The organism is Allobosea sp. 117, assembly GCF_000702305.1.
Classification (GTDB): Bacteria; Pseudomonadota; Alphaproteobacteria; order Rhizobiales; family Xanthobacteraceae; genus Ancylobacter.
In genome coordinates, this window is the sequence record NZ_JNLC01000016.1 from 330,503 (window position 1) to 351,086 (window position 20,584).

The 20,584-nt window shown below is 67.4% G+C and carries 18 protein-coding genes; 10 read left to right on the plus strand and 8 right to left on the minus strand.

All coding sequences use genetic code 11. From position 1 onward, the window contains the following. Positions 1-75: 75 nt before the first annotated feature. Positions 76-1,197 carry an endonuclease/exonuclease/phosphatase family protein gene (locus tag U742_RS0118245; protein ID WP_029355619.1) on the plus strand — a complete coding sequence of 374 codons (1,122 nt, stop codon included), beginning with the start codon at positions 76-78 and terminating at the stop codon, positions 1,195-1,197. Between the two features lie 9 nt (positions 1,198-1,206). Here the strand turns inward: U742_RS0118245 and U742_RS0118250 are convergent, their stop codons facing one another. The 5 genes from U742_RS0118250 to U742_RS0118270 all read right to left on the minus strand — a co-directional run bounded on the left by U742_RS0118250 (position 1,207) and on the right by U742_RS0118270 (position 5,544). Beyond that, positions 1,207-1,563: an ArsC family reductase gene (locus U742_RS0118250; protein WP_029355621.1), complete on the minus strand. Its 357-nt coding sequence runs from the start codon at positions 1,561-1,563 to the stop codon at positions 1,207-1,209. 46 nt (positions 1,564-1,609) lie between these two features. Further along, a complete protein-coding gene (locus tag U742_RS0118255; protein ID WP_029355622.1) occupies positions 1,610-2,398 on the minus strand; it encodes a DUF72 domain-containing protein in 789 nt (262 codons plus the stop codon). A gap of 66 nt (positions 2,399-2,464) precedes the next feature. After that, a complete protein-coding gene (locus tag U742_RS0118260; RefSeq protein WP_051661311.1) occupies positions 2,465-3,982 on the minus strand; it encodes a tripartite tricarboxylate transporter permease in 1,518 nt (505 codons plus the stop codon). Positions 3,983-3,991: 9 nt separating this feature from the next. After that, complete coding sequence (locus U742_RS22665; protein WP_081853087.1) at positions 3,992-4,504, minus strand: tripartite tricarboxylate transporter TctB family protein; 513 nt, start codon at positions 4,502-4,504, stop codon at positions 3,992-3,994. A 68-nt stretch (positions 4,505-4,572) separates the two neighbouring features. After that, entirely contained in the window at positions 4,573-5,544 is a 972-nt protein-coding gene (locus U742_RS0118270) for a tripartite tricarboxylate transporter substrate binding protein (RefSeq protein ID WP_029355629.1), read from the minus strand. A gap of 306 nt (positions 5,545-5,850) precedes the next feature. On the opposite strand from U742_RS0118270, the gene U742_RS0118275 reads away from it, so the two are divergent. The 3 genes from U742_RS0118275 to U742_RS23020 are packed head-to-tail and all read left to right on the plus strand — an operon-like array spanning position 5,851 to position 10,703. Continuing rightward, positions 5,851-6,927, plus strand: a complete 1,077-nt coding sequence (locus U742_RS0118275; protein ID WP_051661313.1) for a mandelate racemase/muconate lactonizing enzyme family protein — start codon at positions 5,851-5,853, stop codon at positions 6,925-6,927. Positions 6,928-6,957: 30 nt separating this feature from the next. Continuing rightward, a complete protein-coding gene (locus tag U742_RS0118280; protein WP_029355633.1) occupies positions 6,958-8,493 on the plus strand; it encodes an acyl-CoA carboxylase subunit beta in 1,536 nt (511 codons plus the stop codon). A gap of 11 nt (positions 8,494-8,504) precedes the next feature. Then, complete coding sequence (locus U742_RS23020) at positions 8,505-10,703, plus strand: acetate--CoA ligase family protein (protein ID WP_081853088.1); 2,199 nt, start codon at positions 8,505-8,507, stop codon at positions 10,701-10,703. A gap of 29 nt (positions 10,704-10,732) precedes the next feature. Here the strand turns inward: U742_RS23020 and U742_RS0118290 are convergent, their stop codons facing one another. From U742_RS0118290 to U742_RS0118300, 3 genes are read right to left on the minus strand one after another with little or no spacing between them, the layout of a single operon-like run. Further along, positions 10,733-11,605 carry a TrmB family transcriptional regulator gene (locus U742_RS0118290; RefSeq protein ID WP_051661314.1) on the minus strand — a complete coding sequence of 291 codons (873 nt, stop codon included), beginning with the start codon at positions 11,603-11,605 and terminating at the stop codon, positions 10,733-10,735. A 33-nt stretch (positions 11,606-11,638) separates the two neighbouring features. Next, positions 11,639-13,000: an acetyl-CoA carboxylase biotin carboxylase subunit gene (locus tag U742_RS0118295; RefSeq protein WP_029355638.1), complete on the minus strand. Its 1,362-nt coding sequence runs from the start codon at positions 12,998-13,000 to the stop codon at positions 11,639-11,641. Positions 13,001-13,006: 6 nt separating this feature from the next. Further along, positions 13,007-13,228 carry an acyl-CoA carboxylase biotin carboxyl carrier protein subunit gene (locus U742_RS0118300; protein ID WP_029355641.1) on the minus strand — a complete coding sequence of 74 codons (222 nt, stop codon included), beginning with the start codon at positions 13,226-13,228 and terminating at the stop codon, positions 13,007-13,009. A gap of 110 nt (positions 13,229-13,338) precedes the next feature. On the opposite strand from U742_RS0118300, the gene U742_RS0118305 reads away from it, so the two are divergent. From U742_RS0118305 to U742_RS0118330, 6 genes are all read left to right on the plus strand, one after another. Continuing rightward, on the plus strand, positions 13,339-14,169 hold the full coding sequence (locus U742_RS0118305; RefSeq protein WP_029355643.1) for an HTD2 family dehydratase: 831 nt from the start codon (positions 13,339-13,341) through the stop codon (positions 14,167-14,169). After that, positions 14,166-15,041, plus strand: a complete 876-nt coding sequence (locus U742_RS22250) for an alpha/beta fold hydrolase (RefSeq protein ID WP_197028287.1) — start codon at positions 14,166-14,168, stop codon at positions 15,039-15,041. Before U742_RS0118305 ends, U742_RS22250 begins: the two co-directional genes overlap by 4 nt. Next, positions 15,038-15,796, plus strand: a complete 759-nt coding sequence (locus U742_RS0118315; protein WP_029355647.1) for an SDR family NAD(P)-dependent oxidoreductase — start codon at positions 15,038-15,040, stop codon at positions 15,794-15,796. Before U742_RS22250 ends, U742_RS0118315 begins: the two co-directional genes overlap by 4 nt. A gap of 114 nt (positions 15,797-15,910) precedes the next feature. Further along, the gene (locus U742_RS0118320; RefSeq protein WP_248310416.1) at positions 15,911-18,877 is read left to right on the plus strand and encodes a molybdopterin oxidoreductase family protein; all 2,967 of its coding nucleotides are present in this window, start codon (positions 15,911-15,913) and stop codon (positions 18,875-18,877) included. Further along, positions 18,874-19,608 (plus strand): 4Fe-4S dicluster domain-containing protein, encoded by a 735-nt coding sequence (locus U742_RS0118325; protein ID WP_029355649.1) that lies wholly within the window; start codon positions 18,874-18,876, stop codon positions 19,606-19,608. Before U742_RS0118320 ends, U742_RS0118325 begins: the two co-directional genes overlap by 4 nt. Positions 19,609-19,627: 19 nt before the next feature. Further along, a complete protein-coding gene (locus U742_RS0118330; RefSeq protein WP_029355651.1) occupies positions 19,628-20,569 on the plus strand; it encodes a dimethyl sulfoxide reductase anchor subunit family protein in 942 nt (313 codons plus the stop codon). The last annotated feature ends 15 nt before the right edge of the window (positions 20,570-20,584 follow it).

The following is a 20,584-nucleotide window of genomic DNA, read 5'->3' on the forward strand; positions in this document are numbered from 1 at the left end:
ACCACCATCTGGCGTGCAATCATATTGACATACACGCATGTGTAGCATCCCCTATTACCTTAGGGGAGGTAGCCCATGCGCATCGCATCCTTCAATGTGGAGAACATGTTCGAACGTGCCCGCGCGCTCAACCAGGAGAGCTGGAGCGAGGGACGCCCGATCCTCGAATTGTTCTCAAAGTTGAACGCCCTGCTCAGCGAGCCGGTCTACACCGACGCCATCAAGCAGAAGATCGCCGCCCTGCTGATCGATGCCGGCCTCGAGAAGAAGGATGACGGCGAATTCGTCATGCTGCGGCAGAACCACGGCAAGCTGCTGAAGCGCCCGCAGACCGGTGGCATCCAGATCGTGGCCGACGGACGGGAGAGCTGGATCGGCTGGATCGAGTTGAAGAAGGAAGCGGTGAATGAGCGCGCGACCCGCAACACCGCGCGTGTCATCGCCGATGTCGCCGCCGACATCCTCGGCGTCATCGAGGCGGAGAACCGCGTCGCGCTCCGTCATTTCAACACCGCCGTGCTGGAGGCACACTGGCACTTCGCCTATCGGCACGTCATGCTGATCGACGGCAATGACGACCGCGGGATCGACGTCGGCGTCATGACGCGGCCCGGCTTTCCCATCGAAATGATGCGCAGCCACGTCGATGCGACGGATGAGGCGGGCGAGCGCATCTTCCGGCGCGACTGCCCGGAGTTCGCCATCCGCCTGCCGGGCGGCCAGCGGCTCTGGCTGCTGGTCAACCACTTCAAGAGCAAGGGCTACGGCTCGCAGAGCTCCTCGAACGAAACACGCCGCAAGGAGGCCGCCGAGGTGGCGGCCATCTATGGCCGGCTACGCGATGCCGGCGAAGACCTGGTCGCGGTCGTCGGCGATCTCAACGACACTCCGCCGGACGAGGAACGCGATCCGTTGACGCCGCTCCTTTCGGCAACGGACCTCAGGGACGTCAGCGCCCACTCCAACTATGTGAATGACGGTCACCCCGGCACCTATGGGGGCGCCACCGCTTCCGGCAAGATCGACTACATCCTGCTGTCTCCGGCTCTGTTCGCGCGGGTGACCGGAGCAGGCGTCTGGCGCAAGGGCGCGTGGCCCGGCGTGCGCCCACGCAAATGGGAGGTCTATGAGGATATCGAGAAGCCGATCCACGCCGCCTCGGACCACGCGGCGATATGGGCCGACATCGACATCTGAACCCGACACTCACCGCCCGGCCGGCAGTTCCGCCTCGTAGATGTCAGGCTTGAAGCCGACAAGGATGCGGTTGCCGAGGTCGAGCACAGGACGCTTGATCATCGAGGGCTGGGCGAGCATCAGGGCGATCGCCTTGTCGGCGTCGATACTGGTCTTGTCCGCCTCGGGCAGCGCGCGGAAGGTGGTGCCGGCGCGGTTCAGCAGCAGCTCCCAGCCGACCTGCTTGGCCCATGCCTTGAGGTGCGCCTTGTCGATGCCCTCGGCCTTGTAGTCGTGGAAGGCGTAGGCGATGCCGCGCCCGTCGAGCCAGGCGCGCGCCTTCTTCATCGTGTCGCAGTTCTTGATGCCGTAGATGGTGATGCTCACGCGACGGTCCCCGGGCGGCTCTTAAGAATCGGCCGGCCGCAGATGATCACAGCCGCTCGATGAGCGCCATGGCCGCCGCCGGGTTGCGGACCTTGAAGCCGCTGATCACGTAGAGAAAGACCTCGTGCTGCTTGCCCTTGTCCTCCGCGGGCAGCGCCACCGCAGGAAGGTCCGGCGGAACCTCCCCCTTCTCCCACGCCTGCGCCCGCTTGACCCAGCCATCGAGCGCCTTCGCGCCATAGCCGAGCGGCTCCTCCTCGCTGGTGCCCATGATCCGCGCATAGACGAAGGGCGCGGTGACGTCAGGGATCAACGGGAATTCGGAATCGCCCGCCGCCACCACGGCGACGCCGTATTCCCGCGCCAGCGCCACGCAATCCGGCGCCTTGAAGCTGTCGTGGCGCACCTCGACCGCATGGCGGATCGGCAGGCCGTCGACCTCCTTCGGCAGCAGCTTGAGGAAGCCCTCGAAATCAGCCGGATCGAATTTCTTGGTCGCCATGAACTGCCAGTTCACCGGGCCGAGCTTCTCCTTCAGCTCGGTGACGCCACTCGCGAAGAAGCGGTCGATCGACTCGCCAGCCTCCGCCAGTACGCGGCGGTTGGTGGCGAAGCGCGGGCCCTTGAGGGTGAAGACGAAGCCGTCCGGCGTCTCCGCGCGCCATTTGGCGAAGCTCTCCGGCTTCTGCGAGCCGTAATAGGTGCCGTTGATCTCGATCGAGGTGAGCTTGCGGCTCATGAATTCGAGCTCGCGCTTCTGCGCGAGCCCGTCGGGGTAGAAGGCGCCGCGCCAGGGCTCGAAGGTCCAGCCGCCGACGCCGATCCTGATGGTCATGGCTTCACCTCGTCCGTTCCGATCCCGGCGCGCACCTTACCGGATCGGACGGGATGAGCCAGCCGCTCACACCTTGGAGGGGTTGCCTCCCATCTTCGCGTGCTCGCCTTCGCTGCGACGGCTGCGGAAGTTCTGCAGCAGCGGCAGCACGAAAACGATCAGGGCGCTGACGAGGCAGAAGGCCGCGATCGGGCTGGTGTAGAACACCGCCGGATCGTCGCCCGACATCACCAGCGCCCGGCGGAAGTTCGATTCCATCATGTAGCCGAGCACGAGGGCGAGCACGATCGGCGCCGGCTCGATCTCCACCTTCGACAGGAGATAGCCGACGATGCCGAAGGCGACCGCGATCGATACCGCAAACATGTCGTTGGACTCGGAGAAGACACCGAGCAGACAGGTCGCGCAGACCATCGCAGTCACCACGCCGGCGGGAATGGTCGTCAGCCGCACCCAGAGCCGCGAGCCGAACAGGCCGAGTGCCACCATGAAGGGCATGCCGACCAGCAGCGCGATGTAGATCGAATAGGGAATCTCGGGGTGCTGGGTGAAGATCAGCGGGCCTGGGCGGACACCTTGGATGGCGAGCGCGCCGACCAGCACCGCCGTGCTCGCCTTGCCGGGAATGCCCAGCGCCAGCATCGGTGCCAGCGCACCCGGCATGCAGGCGTTGTTGGCGGTCTCGGCGGCCACCACGCCCTCCGGATTGCCCTTGCCGAAGGTCTGGGGCGACTTCGACAGGCGCTTCTGCAGCGAATAGGCGGTGATCGAGGCGATGGTGGCGCCGGCGCCCGGAATGACGCCGAGGATGTAGCCGACGAAGGTCGAGCGGATCACGTTGCCGGTATGCGGCTTGAGCAGGCCGAACTGCGCGGAGAGGCCCGGCAGGTCCTTGAGCGGGGTGGTCTGGTCGCCGCGGGTCTCGAGCATCTTCAGCACTTCGGAGAGGCCGAACAGCCCGATCAGCGCCGCGACGAAGGGAATGCCGCCGAGCAGACCGTCGGAGACGACATAGCGCATGATGCCGTCGACCGGATCGGTGCCGATGGTGGTGAGCAGCAGGCCGAACAGCAGCGCGATGATCCCGCGCAGCACCGAATGGCCGGCCAGCGTCGAGATGAGGCTGAGACCGAGCACGGCGAGGGCGAAATACTCCGCCGGGCCGAAGGCGAGCGCGATCTTCGTCATCCACGCCACGGTGAAGATCAGCATGATGGTGGAGAGCACGGAGCCGACCGCTGAGCCGAGGATCGACAGGGTGAGCGCCTGCCCAGCCTCGCCGCGCTCGCGCATCGGGTAGCCGTCGAGCGCGGTGATGGCGGAGGACGGCTCGCCCGGCGTGTTGACGAGGATCGCCGGTATCGCGCCGGAATATTCCGAAGCCATGTAGAGCGAGACCAGCATCACCACCGAGACCACCGGATCGAGGCCGAAGGTGAAGGGGATGAGCAGAGCCATGCCGACGCCGGCGGAAAGGCCTGGCAGCGCGCCGACGACATAGCCGATCACCACGCCGCCGAGCAGCCCGGCCATGACCTGCCAGGACGAGAAGGCGGAAAGACCGGCGAGAAATCCGTCCCACATATCAGAACCTCACGGCAGCGGGATCGACAGGATCATCTCGAAGACGACCTTGCTGAAGACGAGGAAGCCGGCGACATAGGCGACGATGCGCAGCGGGCTGCGGCAGTCGGCGACCCAGAGCAGCGCCGCCATGAACAGGGCCATCGCCGGGTAGTAGCCGATGTGGGACATCGCCGGCGGGAAGGCGATCAGCAGCGCCATCCCCATGGCGACTCGCGCCGGACGGCCGATGCAGAGCATCTCCTGCGTATCGCCGCGCGCCAGACGCAGCACGGCGTTGGCGAAGAGGATCAGGGACGCGACGCCGAGCAGCAGCGCGATGCCGCGCGGAAAATCGGCGGCGCCGACGCCGAAGCCGCCATTGTCGATCTCGCCGCCGAGCACCCAGAACAGGCCCGCAAAGGCGAACAGCGCGGCGCCGGCGACGAGATCGCCGATCTCCATGCGGCATTCGAAGGGTGGGGCGTCATCCGCGGCAACATTGCATCGCGCGGCGGACGGATCGAGGGAGGGACCGGACATGGGAGGCCTCCTGTTTTAGCGAGAGAGGGAGGCAAGGCCGGGCGTGCCCGACCCTGCCGACAAAGCCGTCAGCGCGTGAGTTCGAGCGCTTCCATCCACTGCTTGGTGATCTTGTCCTGCTTCTCCGCGTCGGCGGTGAAGTCCTTGGGACCGAGATAGGCGGGAACCAGGCTCGACTCCGTGATGTAGGCCTTGAGCTCGGGGGTCTCGAGCGCCTTCTTCACGGCATCGGCGAGCTTCGCCTTGACGTCGTCGGGCATGCCCTTCGGGCCGATGATCCCGCGCATCTGCTGCCATGAGGTGTCGGCGTTGTAGCCGAGCTCCTTCAGCGTCGGCGCATTCGGGAACTGCGGCACGCGCTGGTCGGCCATCACCGCGATGACGCGGAGATTGCCGGCGTCGACATGCGTCTTGACGAGATCGACATAGGCGATCGCCGCCTCGGCATGGCCGCCGAGCGTGGCGGTCACCGCGTCACCGACGCTGTCATAGGGCACCCAGCGCACCTTCTTGCTGTCGACGCCGGCGGCCTTGGCCATGATCTCCCAGGCGAAATGGCCGCCCGAGCCGCGCACGAAGCCAGCCATGACCACATTGCCCGGCCGCTCGTTGGAGGCGGCGATGAGATCCTTCATCGACTGGATCTTGCTATCCTTGTTGACGACGATCAGGTACGGCTCGTTCACCAGCCGGGCGATCCAGTCGAAGCTGTCGATCTTGTACTGCTTCAGCGTCTGGTTGAACGCGCCGATATGGGTGCTGGTGACGGCCCCGATGGTGTAGCCGTCGGGCTTCGCCGCGGCGAGGTCGGAAAGCTGCGCGGCACCGCGCCCGCCGGCCTTGTTCTCGACCACCAGCGGCACACCGAGGGTCTTCTCCATGGCGATGGCGAGCTTCCGCGCCATCACGTCGGTCGCGCCGCCCGGCGAGACGTGGAGGATGTAGCGGATCGGCTTGTCCGGATAGTCCGCCTGCGCGGCACCGGCGAAACCCAGCACGGCCGCGGCAAGCGCCGCCGTTCGAAGCAGCCTCGTGATCATTGGTCGTTCTCCCTAGGGTCCGGCCCCGCTCTTCGCGGTGTTCCGTCATTGGCTACGCGATCGTCCGACAACTCCCGACACTCTTCCGAGATGCGCCCCTGGCGTTCGAAGGCGCATGCCGAAATTCCATGGGTCCCTTTTGAAGCCGCACCGTTTGGCGGTTTGGGCGGGTCTTCGAATGCGAGGAACTCAAGCTCGTTGCGGAGCTTATGAGTTTGTAGTAGCAATAGCAACAACTAATCTACGGAGACTGAACTCCGCACCTTTTGCGGCATCAAGAACCGCCACCATCTCAGGGAAAACGCCATGCCCACCTTGCAGCGAATCGTGCTCCGGCGCCTGCGGCTGCCGCTGATCCGCCCCTATCGGCTGTCCTACCGGACTTTCGACGAGTTCGAGCCCTATCTCGTCGAGGTCGAGGACAGCGACGGGCGCTCCGGCTTCGCCGATGCACATATCTCTCCGGGTTCGAGTTCGGAGACACGCGAGGGCGGCTGGACGTTCTGCCTCAGCAAGATGGCGGAGATGATCGGGCGCACGCCGGAAGAGGCGAAGGCGCTCGTCCTGAAGGACTTCGAGACGAGCAAGGTCGCCTCGACCGCCCTTGTGACCGCCATTGAGGTGATGGAGGGCAGCAGCCTGATCGACGTCGAGGACGCCCGGCCGCAACCGCTCCTCACGCCCATCAACTCGACCGATCTCGCCGCCATTCCCGCCGAGGTGGAGGGCTGGCTGAAGGAGGGTTTCCGCACCTTCAAGGTCAAGGTGGGTAAGGATGTCGAGGCCGATCTGGCGCGTGTCGCAGCCGTGCAGAAGGCCGCCGCCGGACGCGCCACGCTCCGGCTCGACGCCAATCGCGCCTATTCGCGCGAACAGGGCATCGCCTTCGCCTCGCGGCTCGATCCGGAAGGCATCGAGCTGTTCGAGCAGCCCTGTGACTCCTATGACTGGGACTCGAACGCGGCGGTGGCCGCCGCTTCTACCGTGCCGCTGATGCTCGACGAGCCGATCTGCACGCTGGAAGACATCGCGCACGCCGCCGACATCGAAGGCGTCGCCTTCTGCAAGCTGAAGCTGAAGCGTTTCGGTGGCCTGCAGCGGCTGGCCGACGGCCTCAATGCGGTGCGCGCCAACGGCATGAGGCCGGTGCTGGGCGACGGTCTCGGCAGCGAGATCCATAGCTGGCTAGAGGCCTGCGTGGCGCTCGACACGGTCGACAATGCCGGCGAGTTCAACGGCTTCCTCAAGCCGCACAAGGGGCTGTTCGAGAACCCCCTACCCTTCGAGGACGGCGCCATCCGCATGCCGGCCGGCTATCGCCCGAAGCTCGACCGCGCCGAGGTCGAGAACGCCACCACGGCGATCCACGAAGTCGCCATCTGAACGGCCCTGCGAACAAGGACGAGAAACGACATGGCCCACGAGGGAATGCTGGCCGAACTTGACGGCCGTCGCAAAGCCGCGCGCCGCATGGGCGGCCCCGACAAGCTCGCCAAGCGTGCCGAGCGCGGCCAGCTCAACGCGCAGGAACGTCTCGACACCCTCCTCGACCCCGGCAGCTTCTTCGAGGTCGGCCTGCTCGGCGCCTCCGGCGTGTTCGAGGCCGATGTCGAGGCGACTCCGCGCGACGGCAAACTGACCGGCTTCGGCAGGATCGAGGGACGTGACGTCGGCGTGGTGGTGAACGACTTCACCACCAAGGGCGCCTCCACCAGCGCCACCAACTCCAAGAAGATGGGCTATATCCGCCGCATCTCGACCGAGCGCGGCATGCCTTTCGTCCATATCGGCGAATCGACCGGCGCCCGCCTGCCCGACGCGATGGGTTCGAAGGGCATGGGTGCGCTGCTCGGCAACGACACCACCCAGTTCCGCCGCATGCGCGACACGCCCTGGGTGGCGGCGGCGCTCGACACCTCCTTCGGCTCCTCCGCCTGGATGTGCTGCTGCGCCGACTTCGCGGTGATGAAGAAGGGCTCGATCATGTCGGTGTCGAGCCCACGCCTCGTCTCCATGGCCATCGGTGAGAAGGTCGATCTCGAGGAGCTCGGGGGCTGGCGCCTGCATGCCGAGCAGACCGGCCTGATCGACCATTTCGTCGACACCGATGCCGAGGCCATGGAAGCGATCCGTCGCTTCCTCTCCTACATGCCGAGCCACAATGGCGAGATGGCGCCGCGACAGCCCGTCACCGAAGGTTCCGGCGACAATCAGGAGCGCATCCTCGACGTGCTGCCGGAGAAGCGCACGCAGGTCTACAGCATGAAGAAGATCATCGAGATCCTCTTCGACGTCGGCAGCTTCTTCGAGATGAAGCCGCGCTTCGGCAAGTCGGCGGTGGTCGGCCTCGCGAGGCTCGACGGGCAGGCGGTCGGCGTTATCGCCAACAATCCGCAGGTCGGCGGCGGCGCGCTCTCGGCCGAGGCCTGCCGCAAGATCATCGACCTGACCGTGCTCTGCGACAGCTTTAACCTGCCGATCATCCGGCTGATGGACACCCCCGGCTTCGTGGTCGGCACCGACGCGGAACGGCGCGGCGCGCCCGGGCAGATCATGAACTTCATGAACGCCACCTGCCTCACCACCGTGCCCTCGATCACCGTGGTGTGCCGCAAGGCCTATGGTCGCGCCTATGTCGCGATGGGCGGCGGCGCCCACAACGACGCGATGATCGCCTGGCCGAACGCCGAGGTGAGCTTCATGGACCCGGTGTTCGCGACCAACATCGTGCACAACCTCTCCGCCGGGCAAGAGGGCTTCGAGGATGCGCTGGCGCATATCCAGAAGGACCTCGAGATCTGGGACATGGCGCGCATCTTCTCCGCGCAGGACGTGGTGAAGCCGCAGGAAACCCGCGCCTGGATCATCCGCATGCTGGACATCCAGCGCCGGCGCCGCTCCGGCGGCATCGGCCAGCACCTGATGCGCACCTGGCCGACGAGCTACTGAGGGGGAACGCCATGACGATCCAGGATGTCCAGACCCTGCGCTCCGTCTCGTCCGCAAGCCTGTTCGCGCAGGCCCGTGCGGAGGGCCGCTCCAGCCTCGACGAGGCGGCCGGCAAGGCGCTGCTGGCCGATTTCGGCATCCGCGTGCCGCGCTCGCGCGTGGCCCGCACGGCCGAGGAGGCCGGCCGGATCGCCGATGAGCTGACCGGCCCCTTCGTGGTCAAGGTCGTTTCGCCGGACATCCTGCACAAATCGGACGCCGGCGGCGTCGCGCTGCGCCTTGCAGATGGCCCTGCGGTGAAGGCGGCGGTCGAGGCGATGGCGGTTAAGCCGAAGATCGCCGGCGCTCTTGTCGAGGGCTGGCTGGTCGAGGAGATGGCGCCCGCAGGGCGCGAGATGGTGATCGGCGGCTATCGCGATCCGCAGTTCGGACCGATGCTGATGGTCGGCCTCGGCGGCATTTTCGTCGAGGTTCTGCACGACGTCGCCTTCCGCATCTGTCCGATCGACGCGGCGCAGGCCGAGGCCATGCTCGGCGAGCTCAAGGGCCGTGCGCTGCTGAGGGGCGCGCGCGGTGAGGCCGCCGTCGACGAGGCGGCGCTGATCGACGTGATGCTGCGCATCGGCGGGCCGGACGGGCTGCTGATGCGCCACGCCGACGAGATCGCCGAGCTGGACCTCAATCCGGTCATCGTCTCGGCGAATGGGGCGGTGGCGGTCGATGCGCGGGTGATCCTCGCCCCGGATTCCGCAGGCGAGGTCGGAAAGGCGCAGTCCGCCTCCCCGCTCGACACGTTCCGCCCCCTGTTCGAGCCGAAGACGGTCGCAGTGCTCGGCGCGTCGACCAAGGACGTCGCCATCGCCAACACCTTCGTCCGCCGCATGAAGGCGTTCGGCTATAGCGGCGCGCTCTATCCGATCCATCCGAACGCGACCGAGATCGAGGGGCTGAAGGCCTATCCCAGCCTCGCTCATACGCCGGAGCCGGTCGACTACGCCTATATCGCGGTGGGAGCGGAGCGCATTCCAGGCATCCTCGCGGGAGCGAATGGCCGCTGCGCCATCGCGCAGGTGATCTCCTCCGGCTTCGGCGAGGTGGAGGAAGGCAAGGCGCTGCAGGAGGCGCTTGTCGAGGGCGCGAAGGCGGGCGGCGTGCGCGTGCTCGGGCCGAACTGCCTCGGCACCTATTCGCCGCGTGGCGGTCTCACCTTCCCGGCCGACGCGCCCAGGGAAGTCGGCAGCATCGGCATAGTCTCGCAGTCGGGCGGGCTCACCACCGACATCATCAAGCGCGGCGAATGGCGGGGCCTGCGCTTCAGCGGCGCGGTGACCATCGGCAACAGCGCCGACGTGAAGCCGCACGAGCTGGTGGCCTATTATCTCGAGGACCCGCAGACCCGCGCGATCGGCCTCTATCTCGAGGACGTCAAGCAGGGGCGCGTGTTCTTCGAGATGCTGCGCGGCGCGAAGAAGCCCATCGTCATCCTCAAGGGCGGACGCTCAAACCTCGGCCGCCTCGCCGCCGCCTCGCATACCGGAGCGCTGGCCGGCGACGAGAAGGGCTGGGACGCGCTTCAGCAGCAGACGCCGGCCTTGCTGGTCTCGACCGTCGACGAGTTCATCGACCTCCTGCTGGCGCTCCAGCATTTCGAGCTGCGGCCCGAGCGGCCGACCCGCGCGGTCACGCTGTTCGGCAATGGCGGCGGATCGAGCGTGCTCGGCACCGACGCCTTCGCGGAGGCGGGGCTCGACGTCGCCCCCTACCCCGACGAGGCCCGGATGCATCTCGAAGCGCTCAAGCTGCCGCCCGGCACCAGCGTCGCCAACCCGATCGACACGCCGGTGCGTACGCTGCAGGAGAAGGAGGGCTTCGTCGCCGGCGAGATCCTCGACATCGTCTACGCCCATGCGCGCCCCGACGCGGTGGCGATGCATCTGAACCTCGCCGCCTTCGTCGGCCGCGGCTCGGTCGATCCGGTCGACAATCTCTTCGCGGTCATCGAGCAGACGCAGGCGCGCTGGCCGGGGCTCGCGCATTTCGCGCTCGCCTTGCGCACGGACGGCTCGCCGGAGCTCGACGACCGGCGCCGGCACTATCGCGAGAAGGCGCGCCAGGTCGGCGTGCCGGTGTTCGAGGAGATCGCGCCGATGGCGCGGGCGCTCGCCGGCGTCGGCCATCTGGAGAGGCGGATGAGCGAGCGGCAGGGCTGAGGAGGCCGGGCCGGAACCGGGCCGGGCGTTCAGCTCAGCCCGGTGCGCTCCTTGAAGGATTTCTGCTGGTCGGGCGAGAAGATGGCGAGCCGCAGATCGCGCAGATGGGGGCCGAAGGCCGCATCGATCTCCGAACCGAAGCGCGCGAAGATCTCGGCCATGTAGAAGTCATGCCGCACCAGAGATTCCGCCATGGTGACGATCGGCCGGTTGCGCGTATAGGCGGCCACGACGTCGCCTTCGATCGCCGCGGTCAGCGTCTCGACATGGTCGATGGCGAGGGTGAAGAGGTTGTCGGTCGTGCCCATGCGCACGCCATTGCCCTCGTGGATATAGACCCGGCAGTTGTCGCTGAAGCGGAACTCCTCGGCGTCCGGTCCGAACAGCACGATGAATACGTCGTTGCCGCGCAGAGCTGCGGCACGCAGCGCCTCCTTGTGGCGGCGCAGAACGACGTCGCTCGCCTTCACCCATACGGACTGGCGGCTGTTGGCGATCAGCGACTCGATCTTGCTGTGCACGGCAACTTCGCCGCGCAGCGTCCAGACATACTGGTCGTCGCCGACGGGCGTGAGGGTCGCGAGCTTCTCCGCGAGATCGACGCAAAGAGCGCGCGTCTGCTGCGACAGCGCCGCCAGGAAATCGTGCGGCTGGGCCGCCACGTAGCGGACCGGATTCTCGCTGACCGGCAGCACGGCGCCGCGCTGCGCCAACGCCTCCAGCGCGTGATAGGTGTTCGGCCGCGGGACATTGGCGCCCTTGGAGATTTCATAGGCCGTCGAAGGCGGCATGCGCAGCAGTTGCACATAGATCTTCGCCTCGTATTCGGTGAAGCCGAGGCGCTTCAGATCGCCGATGAAATCGGGCGAGTCGGTTGCCGCTATGGCGAGCTTGCCGGCCAAATCTTTCTCCTTGCGCAGGCCGGCCGCGTGACCTCACGCGGCGAGCAGCCTCGTACGATGGGCGTCGATGAAGCCCGTATGGACGTCGCCGCGCACGAAGTCGCCATCCTCGAGGCATGCCATGAGGAAGGTACGGTTGTTGCGGATTCCGTCAATGCGGAAGGCGGCCAGCGCGGCAAGCGCCGTGCGGCGCGCCTCCTCGCGGGTGCCGCCATGGGCGATCAGCTTGGCGATCATCGGATCGTAGAAGGGCGTGACGGTATCGCCCTCGCGATAGCCGCTGTCGACGCGCACATTCGCCATGTCGACAGGGGGGTGGAAAATCGTCAGGGGACCCGGCGCAGGCATGAACATCTTGGCCGGATCCTCGGCATAGATCCGGCACTCGATGGCATGGCCGCGCGCGCCGATCTCCGTTTGAGGAAACGCCGTGAGCGAACCGCGCGCGAGGTCGATCTGCATGGCGACGAGATCGCGGCCGGTGATCATCTCGGTGACCGGATGCTCGACCTGGATGCGGGTGTTCATCTCCAGGAAGAAGAAGGCGAAGCTTTCCGCATCGACGATGAACTCGACGGTGCCGGCACCGCTGTAGCGTGTCGCCTCGCACAGGCGCACCGCCGCCTCGGCCATGGCGCGCGCCACCTCATCCGGCAGACCCGGCGCGCGGGCTTCCTCGATCACCTTCTGGAAGCGCCGCTGCAGCGAGCAGTCGCGCTCGAACAAGTGGATCGCCCGGCCGTCGCCGAAGCCGAACACCTGGATTTCGACGTGCCGCGCCTTCGGCACGAAGCGCTCCAGAAAGACGGCACCGTTGCTGAACGACTTCTGCGCCATGGACTGGGTGGCGACCACTGTCTCCTCGAGCTTGCCCGGCGCGTCGACCCGGCGCATGCCGATGCCCCCACCCCCGCCCGCTGCCTTGACCAGCAGCGGATAACCGACCGCCTCGGCCGCTTCCTGCAGCCCGTCGAGGTCGCCCGGCTCGAAGCGACGGCTGCCCGGCACCACCGGCACGCCGGCATCCTCGGCGATCTGGCGGGCGCGCTGCTTGTCGCCCATGTCGCGGATCGACTGCGGATCGGGACCGATCCAGGTGAGGCCGGCGGCGATCACGCTTTCCGCGAAGCCGGCATTCTCCGACAGGAAGCCGTAGCCGGGATGCACCGCGTCGGCGCCCGTCTGGCGGGCTGCCTCGATCACCTTCTCGACTTGCAGATAGCTGTCGCGGGCGGGCGCGGGGCCTATCAGCACCGCCTCATCGGCCGCGAGACGGTGCGCCGAGGCGGCATCGGCCTCCGAATAGACCGCGACGCTGGACAGTCCGAGCGCGCGGCAGGAGCGGAAGATGCGGCAGGCGATCTCGCCGCGATTGGCCACGAGGAGCTTCTTCATGGCCGACTACGCCTTTATGCGGGCGACCACGGTGCCCTCGGTCACCGTCTGGCCTTCCTCAACGAGGATCTCCACGATCTCGCCGCTCTCCGGCGCGGAGACTGGAATCTCCATCTTCATGGATTCGAGAATCAGGATCGGTTCGTCCTCGCCGACCTCATCCCCGACAACCCGTTCGATCTTCCAGACGTTGCCGGTGATCTCGGTCTTGACCTCGACGATGGCCATTCTTTTCCTCCCAGGCTTCCGGCTTCGATGCGCCGCGTTCGGCATTGACGTCATGATAGGCTGAGCCAATAGTAGTTGCAATAACAACTACTGACAGGGAGACACGTGCGATGGAAGGCATCGAAAGCTGGATCGGCCGCACCGAGACGGCGACGACGCGGCTGGACGGCTGGCCGCTCGCCGGACTAATGGCGACGCTCGATCTCGATGCGGCTGTCGACGACGGCGCGATCCTGCCGCCGACCGCTCATTGGCTCTATTTCCAGCCTTCGGCGCCCCAATCGATGCTGGGCGAGGACGGCCACCCGCAGCGCGGCGGCTTCCTGCCCCCGATCGAGCTGCCGCGGCGCATGTGGGCGGCCAGCGAGATCGCCTACCATCTGCCATTGCGCGTCGGCGACGTGATCGAGAAGCGCTCGTGCATCGCCGACGTGTCGGTGAAGCAGGGCCGCAGCGGCACCCTCGCCTTCGTCACCGTGACGCATGACTATGTGCGCAACGGCACGGTGCTTCTCTCGGAGGCGCAGAAGCTCGTCTATCGCGATGCGCCGGCGCCCGGCGAGCCCGCTCCACCGCCCCAGCCGACGCCGGAGGGAGGGCTCTGGTCGCACCCCGCAACTCCCGATTCCCGCATGCTTTTCCGCTACTCGGCGGTGACCTTCAACGCCCACCGCATCCACTATGACGCGCCCTATGCCGTTGAAATCGAAGGGTATCCGGGGATCGTGGTGCATGGTCAACTGACCGCGACGCTGCTGATTCACGCCCTGATCAAGGAGAAGCCCGAAATGCGGATCGGTTCCTACGCCTTCCGGGCCGTGCGGCCGATCTTCGCCGGCACGCCGATCCGGCTGGAAGGCAAGGCGGACGGGAACGGCTTCCGACTTTGGGCGCGGGACGAGACCGGGGCCCTGTGCGTCGAGGGACAGGTCCGACCGTGAGTCCTTCGGAAGCGGTGGACTTCATCGCGGCTGCCGATGCCCGCGCCGACCACCGCACGACCAGTCAGCCCGATAAGCGCGCTGTCTGGCGGCTCTTCGGCGCTGGCCCTCCGCTCGTGCTGCTGCATGGCGGCTTCGGAAGCTGGCTGCACTGGCTGCCGATGCTTGATCTGCTGAGCCACGACTTCCGCCTTGCCGTGCCGGACATGCCGGGCTTCGGGCAATCCGATCCGATACCGCCCGGTGCGACACCGGAACTGATCGCCGACCGCCTCGCTTTGGGAATCGGGGAATTGTTCGGCGACGCACCAGTCCGGCTCGCCGGCTTCTCCTTCGGCGGGCTGGTCGCCGCGTATCTATCGGTCCGCCTCGGCTCGCGCCTCGCCGGGCTGGTACTGGTGGCGAGCGGCGGCCTCGGCGTCGAGCGCGAGCCGCTCGACATGCGGAGCCGCCGCCGCGACATGAGCGAGGACGATCTGCGCGCCATGCACGCGCACAATCTGCGCACGCTGATGGTGCGTGATCCGGAAAAAGCCGACGCGCTCGCGGTCGAGATCCAGATGCGCAACACCTCGCGTCGGCCGGGCCTCGTCAGCCGCGACTTCTCGCGCAGCCGGACCACGCTGAAGCTGATCGCCGACCTCAAGGCGCCGGTGGCGGCGGCGTGGGGCGAACAGGACCCAACCGTGGTGCCACATCTCGATGAGCGGGTGGCGGCGCTGCGCGCGGCGCGGCCCGATGCCGCCACGCTCATCCTGAAGGGCTGCGGTCACTGGATCATGCAGGAGAGGCCGGCCGAGCTCGCCGGCTTCATCACCGAAGCCTTCAAGCGGGACGCACCCGCCAATGCACAACGGGAGAACGACCAATGACAAATCAAGGAGAACTGGCCGGCCGGGTGGCGCTCGTCACCGGCGCGGCGCGCAATATCGGGCGCGCCATCGCGGTCGGGCTGGCGCAGGGTGGCGCCAATGTGGTGGTGCATGCCCGCTCCTCCGCCGACGCGGCGGAAGAGACCGCCGCGCTCTGCCGCGCCGCCGCCCCGGATGCGCAGGCCGTCGTGACGCTTGCCGACCTGACCGAGCCGGAAGACGTAAAGGCGATGATGGCGGCGATCGAGACGCGCTTCGGCAAGCTCGACATCCTCGTGCACAGCGCCGCCGAGCGCGCCGACGCCCCCTTCGAGAGCATCAGCTACGAGGACTGGCGGCGCATCGTGGCGAGCATCCTCGACAGCGCCTTCCTGTGCGACCAGGCGGCGATGCCGCTGCTGCGCCGGAGCGACACCGCCAGCATCCTGCATATAGGCGGGGTGGCGGGGCATGCCGGAGTGCGCCACCGCCCGCACGTCTCCGCCGCGAAGGCCGGCATCGCCGGGCTGACCCGCGCGCTGGCGGCCGAGTTCGCTCCCGAGGGCATCACGGTGAACTGCCTGTCGCCGGGCTATATGGAAACCGCGCGAAAGGGCCATCTGCCGGAGCATTTCCGCGAGCGCCCCGTTCCGCTGGGGCGGCCGGGGCAGCCGACGGAGCTCGCCGACATGGCGCGCTTCCTCGTCGGCCCCTCGGGACGCTTCGTCACCGGGCAGGTGATCCACTTCAACGGCGGCTGGCATATGGCCGGCTGACCGGTCGCCGGATCGCCCGGACACACCACACGCATCGCGCGATAGGCGATCCGGATCGACCTATCGCGCCATTCGATCATCTTAATCTGAATCATATATTAGACCGATTGTAAGATGCTGCGTCATGCTGACGTTATGAGCACCGCGACCGCCCGGGGCGCCAACAGCGCGCCTACCCAGCGATCCCTTCCGCACCCGCACGCGCCGATCGAGGGCGACGGTGTCGAGACCTCGCCGAAGATCGGCGACACGGTAGCGAAGACCACCTGTTACATGTGTGCCTGTCGCTGCGGAATCGATGTGCATCTGCGCGACGGCAAGGTGCGCTACATCAACGGGAACAAGGACCATCCGGTCAATCGCGGCGTGCTGTGCGGCAAGGGCAGCGCCGGCATCATGCAGCACTACAGCCCCGCCCGTCTGAAGAAGCCGCTGCTGCGCACCGGCCCGCGCGGCTCGGGCGAGTTTCGCGAGATCGAGTGGGACGAGGCGATGCAGATCGCCACCGCGCGTCTCGACAACATCCGCCGCACCGATCCGAAGAAGCTCGCCTTCTTCACCGGGCGCGACCAGTCGCAGTCGCTGACCGGCTGGTGGGCCTCGAAATTCGGCACGCCGAACTTCGCCGCGCATGGCGGCTTCTGCTCGGTGAACATGGCCGCTGGCGGGCTCTACACGGTCGGCGGCGCGTTCTGGGAATTCGGCGAGCCGGACTGGGAAAACGCGAAATATTTCCTGCTGTTCGGCGTCGCCGAGGACCACGATTCCAATCCGATCAAGATCGGCCTCGGCAAGCTGAAGTCGCGCGGCGCGAAGTTCGTCTCGGTCAATCCGTGCCGCACCGGCTACAACGCCATCGCCGACGAGTGGATCGGCATCCGACCTGGCACGGACGGGCTGTTCGTGATGGCGCTGATCCACGAATTGCTGCGCGCCGGCAAGATCGATGTCCCCTATCTCGCCCGCTACACCAACGCTTCATGGCTGGTGATCGAGGACCCCGGCGCGGCCGACCACGGACTGTTCCTGCGCGACGGCGATGGGAAGCCGCTGGCGTGGGACAAGACCGCGAATGCGGCCCACCCCGCAGATGATGCCGAGATCGCACCGGCTCTCGCCGGCAGCTACGAGGTGAATGGCCGGCGCTGCGTGCCGTCCTTCCACTTGTTGGCGCAGCGCTATCTCGACAAGCAATACGCGCCGGAAGCGGTGGCGGAGCGATGCGGCGTGCCGGCAGATACCATCCGCCGGATCGCCGCCGAACTCGCCCATGTCGCCTTCGAGCAGGCGATCGAGCTGCCGGTCGCCTGGACCGACACGGCCGGGCGCCGCCAGGAGACGATGCGCGGACGGCCGATCGCCATGCATGCCATGCGCGGCATCTCCGCCCATTCGAACGGCTTCCATACCTGCCGGGCGATCCACATGCTGCAGACGCTGCTCGGCACGGTGGACGTGCCCGGCGGCTGGCGCTTCAAGCCGCCCTTCCCCAAGCCCTGCCCGCCCGGCCCGAAGCCCGCCGGCAAGGATGGCGGCAGGCCGATGACGCCGCTATCGGGCATGCCGCTCGGCTTCGTCACCGCGCCGGAGGACCTGCTGGTCGACGAGGCCGGCAATCCCGTGCGCATCGACAAGGCCTATTCCTGGGAGGCGCCGCTCGCCGCCCACGGCATGATGCACACCGTCATCCGCAACGCGTGGAAGGGCGATCCCTACCCCATCGACACGCTGATGATGTACATGGCGAACATGGCCTGGAACTCGTCGATGAACACGTCCGAGACCATGGCGATGCTCACCGACACGGACGCGGCGGGCAACTACAAGATCCCCTACATCATCTATTCCGATGCCTATTATTCCGAGACGGTGGCCTATGCCGATCTCGTGCTGCCGGACACCACCTATCTGGAACGGCACGACTGCATCAGCCTGCTCGACCGGCCGATCAGCCATGCCGACGGCCCCGGCGACGCGATCCGCCATCCGGTGGTGCAGCCGGACCGCGACGTGCGCCCGTTCCAGAGCGTGCTGATCGAGCTCGGCGCGAAGCTTGAGTTGCCCGGCTTCGTCAACGAGGACGGCAGCGCGAAATATCGTGACTATGCCGACTACATCGTCAACCACGAGCGCATGCCGGGCATCGGCCCGCTCGCCGGCTGGCGTGGCGAGAACGGGGGCGCTTCGGGGCGCGGCACGCCGAACGCAGGCCAGCTCGACCGCTACATCGAGAATGGTGGCTTCTGGCACCATGAGCTCGCGCCTGGCGAGCGCTATTACAAGATGGCGAACCGTGCCTATCTCGATTTCGCCGTGGAGATGGGCTTCCTGCCAAAGGCGGAGCCGGTCGTCTTCCAGCTCTATTCCGAGCCGCTGCAGCGTTTCCGCCTCTCCGCCGAGGGGCATGGGGCCGTGCAACCGCCGGACGCCGAGCGGGCGCGCATCCGCGACCATTTCGATCCGCTGCCGATCTGGTATCCGCCCTTCGAGCAGGCGCTGGTCGATACCGACGCCTTTCCGCTGCACGCCATCACCCAGCGGCCGATGCACATGTACCATTCCTGGGGTTCGCAGAATGCGTGGCTGCGCCAGATCACCAGCCAGAACCGGCTGTTCGTCGGCCGGCCACTCGCCGCCAGCCTCCAGCTCGCGGATGACGACTGGGTGTGGATCGAGAGCGTCAACGGCCGTGTGAAGGGGCAGGTCCGCGTCGTCGACGGGGTCGAGCCGAACACGGTGTGGACCTGGAACGCCATCGGCAAGCGCAACGGCGCATGGGGGCTGAAGGAGGACGCCGGCGAGCACAATCGCGGCTTCCTCTTGAACCACGCCATTGGCGACCTGCTGCCCCCCGACGAGCGCGGCAAGCGCTACTCCAACTCCGACCCGGTCACCGGACAGGCCGCGTGGTTCGATCTGCGCGTGCGGCTGCGCAAATGCGCGACGGCGGACTGCGGCCTCACCGAGCCGCGCTTCGAGCGCCTGACGCCGCCGCCGAACGTCGCGCCACCGCCCGATGTGCTGAGCTTCGGCGCCGGCTTCAAGGTCCGGCACGGGGCAGACGCGGAGGGCGTGTCGTGACCTCGCTGCCCGCCGCCACCGAGAAGAGCCTCGGCCTCGTCATCGACCTCGACACCTGCGTCGGCTGCCAGGCCTGCGTCACCTCCTGCAAGGAGTGGAACACCGGCGGCCACATGGCCCCGCTCACCGACACCGATCCCTATGGCGGCACGGTGGACGGCGTGTGGTTCAACCGCGTGCACACCTATGAGCACACGTGCGGCGGCGCGGGACGCACCGTGCATTTCCCACGCTCCTGCCTGCACTGCGCGGAGCCGGCCTGCGTCACCGTCTGCCCGACGGGGGCCTCGTACAAGCGTGCGTCCGACGGGATCGTACTGGTCGACGAGGACAAGTGCATCGGCTGCAAGCTGTGCAGTTGGGCCTGCCCCTATGGCGCACGCGAATTCGACGCCATCGTCGGCGTGATGAAGAAGTGCACGCTCTGCGTCGACCGCATCTACAACGAGAACCTGCGCGAGGAGGACCGCGTGCCGGCCTGCGTCGCCGCCTGCCCGACTGGAGCACGGCATTTCGGCGATCTCGGCGATCCGACCTCGCCGGTCTCACGCCTCGTCGAGGAGCGCGAGGGCGTCGCGCTGATGCCGGAGCTCGGCTACCGGCCGACCAACCGCTATCTGCCGCCTCGCGCCCGCACCGAGCGCGCGCCCTCCATCGCGGCGGCGCCGCTGGAGGACGTGGCGCCGGACGGTGGCTTCCTCGGCTGGGTCGACCGCGTGCTGTCGCGATAGAGACTGGTCGAGACAGATCATGCATCCTGCCTATTCCGTCATCTTCTTCACCACGGCGACCGGCGCGGGCTACGGCCTGCTCGCCGCGCTCGGGCTCATCGCCGGCTTCGGCGTGGCCCCGGCCGATTTCTGGCTCGGCCTCGTCGGCCTCGTCCTCGCCCTCGGGCTGATCTCGACCGGCCTCCTCTCTTCCACCGGCCATCTTGGCCGGCCGGAGCGCGCTTGGCGTGCCTTCTCGCAGTGGCGCAGCTCCTGGCTCTCGCGCGAAGGCGTGGCAGCGGTCGCGACCTTCCTGCCGGCCGTGCTGCTTGGGCTCGGCTGGGTGGTGCTCGGGCGCACCGACGGCTGGGTGGCGCTGAGTGGGATTGCCGTCGCGCTCTGCGCCGCGCTCACCGTGTGCTGCACGGCGATGATCTATGCCTCGCTCAAGCCGATCGCGCAGTGGCACAGCCCGTTCACCCTGCCGGGCTATCTCGTCTACGCCGCCGCCAGCGGCACCACCCTGCTCGCCGCCGTGCTCGCCGCCACTGGTCAGCCGGCCCCCATCGCGAACCTCGCAGCGCTCGTCCTCACCCTCCTCGCCGGCGCGTGGAAGATCGCGACCTGGCGGCATGATGACCGGCTCGCCATGCCCGCGACAATCAACTCGGCGACGGGACTCGCGGGCGGCACGGTGCGCTCGATCGAATGGCCGCACACCGAGGAGAACTACCTACTCAAGGAGATGGGCTACCGCGTCGCCCGCAAGCATCGCGACCGGCTGCGCGCGCTCGTGCTCTTCGCGGCGTTCGCGCTGCCAACGCTTCTGCTACTCCCGGGCCTCGCCGCCGAAGCCGGGATCATCGGCGCGGCCTGCGCCGTGCTGGCGGCGCTCTGCCAGTTCCTCGGCTTGCTGGTCGAGCGCTGGCTGTTCTTCGCCGAGGCGAAGCACACGGTCACGCTCTACTACGGCCGCGCCTGAGGCAGGCGAGAAGCC

Excerpts from the sequence above, each read along its gene's own strand:
- U742_RS0118245 (WP_029355619.1), top strand. The coding sequence starts at position 76 with ATGCGCATCGCATCCTTCAATGTGGAGAACATGTTCGAACGTGCCCGC.
- U742_RS0118255 (WP_029355622.1), bottom strand. The coding sequence starts at position 2,398 with ATGACCATCAGGATCGGCGTCGGCGGCTGGACCTTCGAGCCCTGGCGC.
- U742_RS0118260 (WP_051661311.1), bottom strand. The coding sequence starts at position 3,982 with ATGTGGGACGGATTTCTCGCCGGTCTTTCCGCCTTCTCGTCCTGGCAG.
- U742_RS22665 (WP_081853087.1), bottom strand. The coding sequence starts at position 4,504 with ATGTCCGGTCCCTCCCTCGATCCGTCCGCCGCGCGATGCAATGTTGCC.
- U742_RS0118270 (WP_029355629.1), bottom strand. The coding sequence starts at position 5,544 with ATGATCACGAGGCTGCTTCGAACGGCGGCGCTTGCCGCGGCCGTGCTG.
- U742_RS0118275 (WP_051661313.1), top strand. The coding sequence starts at position 5,851 with ATGCCCACCTTGCAGCGAATCGTGCTCCGGCGCCTGCGGCTGCCGCTG.
- U742_RS0118280 (WP_029355633.1), top strand. The coding sequence starts at position 6,958 with ATGGCCCACGAGGGAATGCTGGCCGAACTTGACGGCCGTCGCAAAGCC.
- U742_RS23020 (WP_081853088.1), top strand. The coding sequence starts at position 8,505 with ATGACGATCCAGGATGTCCAGACCCTGCGCTCCGTCTCGTCCGCAAGC.
- U742_RS0118295 (WP_029355638.1), bottom strand. The coding sequence starts at position 13,000 with ATGAAGAAGCTCCTCGTGGCCAATCGCGGCGAGATCGCCTGCCGCATC.
- U742_RS0118300 (WP_029355641.1), bottom strand. The coding sequence starts at position 13,228 with ATGGCCATCGTCGAGGTCAAGACCGAGATCACCGGCAACGTCTGGAAG.
- U742_RS0118305 (WP_029355643.1), top strand. The coding sequence starts at position 13,339 with ATGGAAGGCATCGAAAGCTGGATCGGCCGCACCGAGACGGCGACGACG.
- U742_RS0118315 (WP_029355647.1), top strand. The coding sequence starts at position 15,038 with ATGACAAATCAAGGAGAACTGGCCGGCCGGGTGGCGCTCGTCACCGGC.
- U742_RS0118320 (WP_248310416.1), top strand. The coding sequence starts at position 15,911 with ATGCTGCGTCATGCTGACGTTATGAGCACCGCGACCGCCCGGGGCGCC.
- U742_RS0118330 (WP_029355651.1), top strand. The coding sequence starts at position 19,628 with ATGCATCCTGCCTATTCCGTCATCTTCTTCACCACGGCGACCGGCGCG.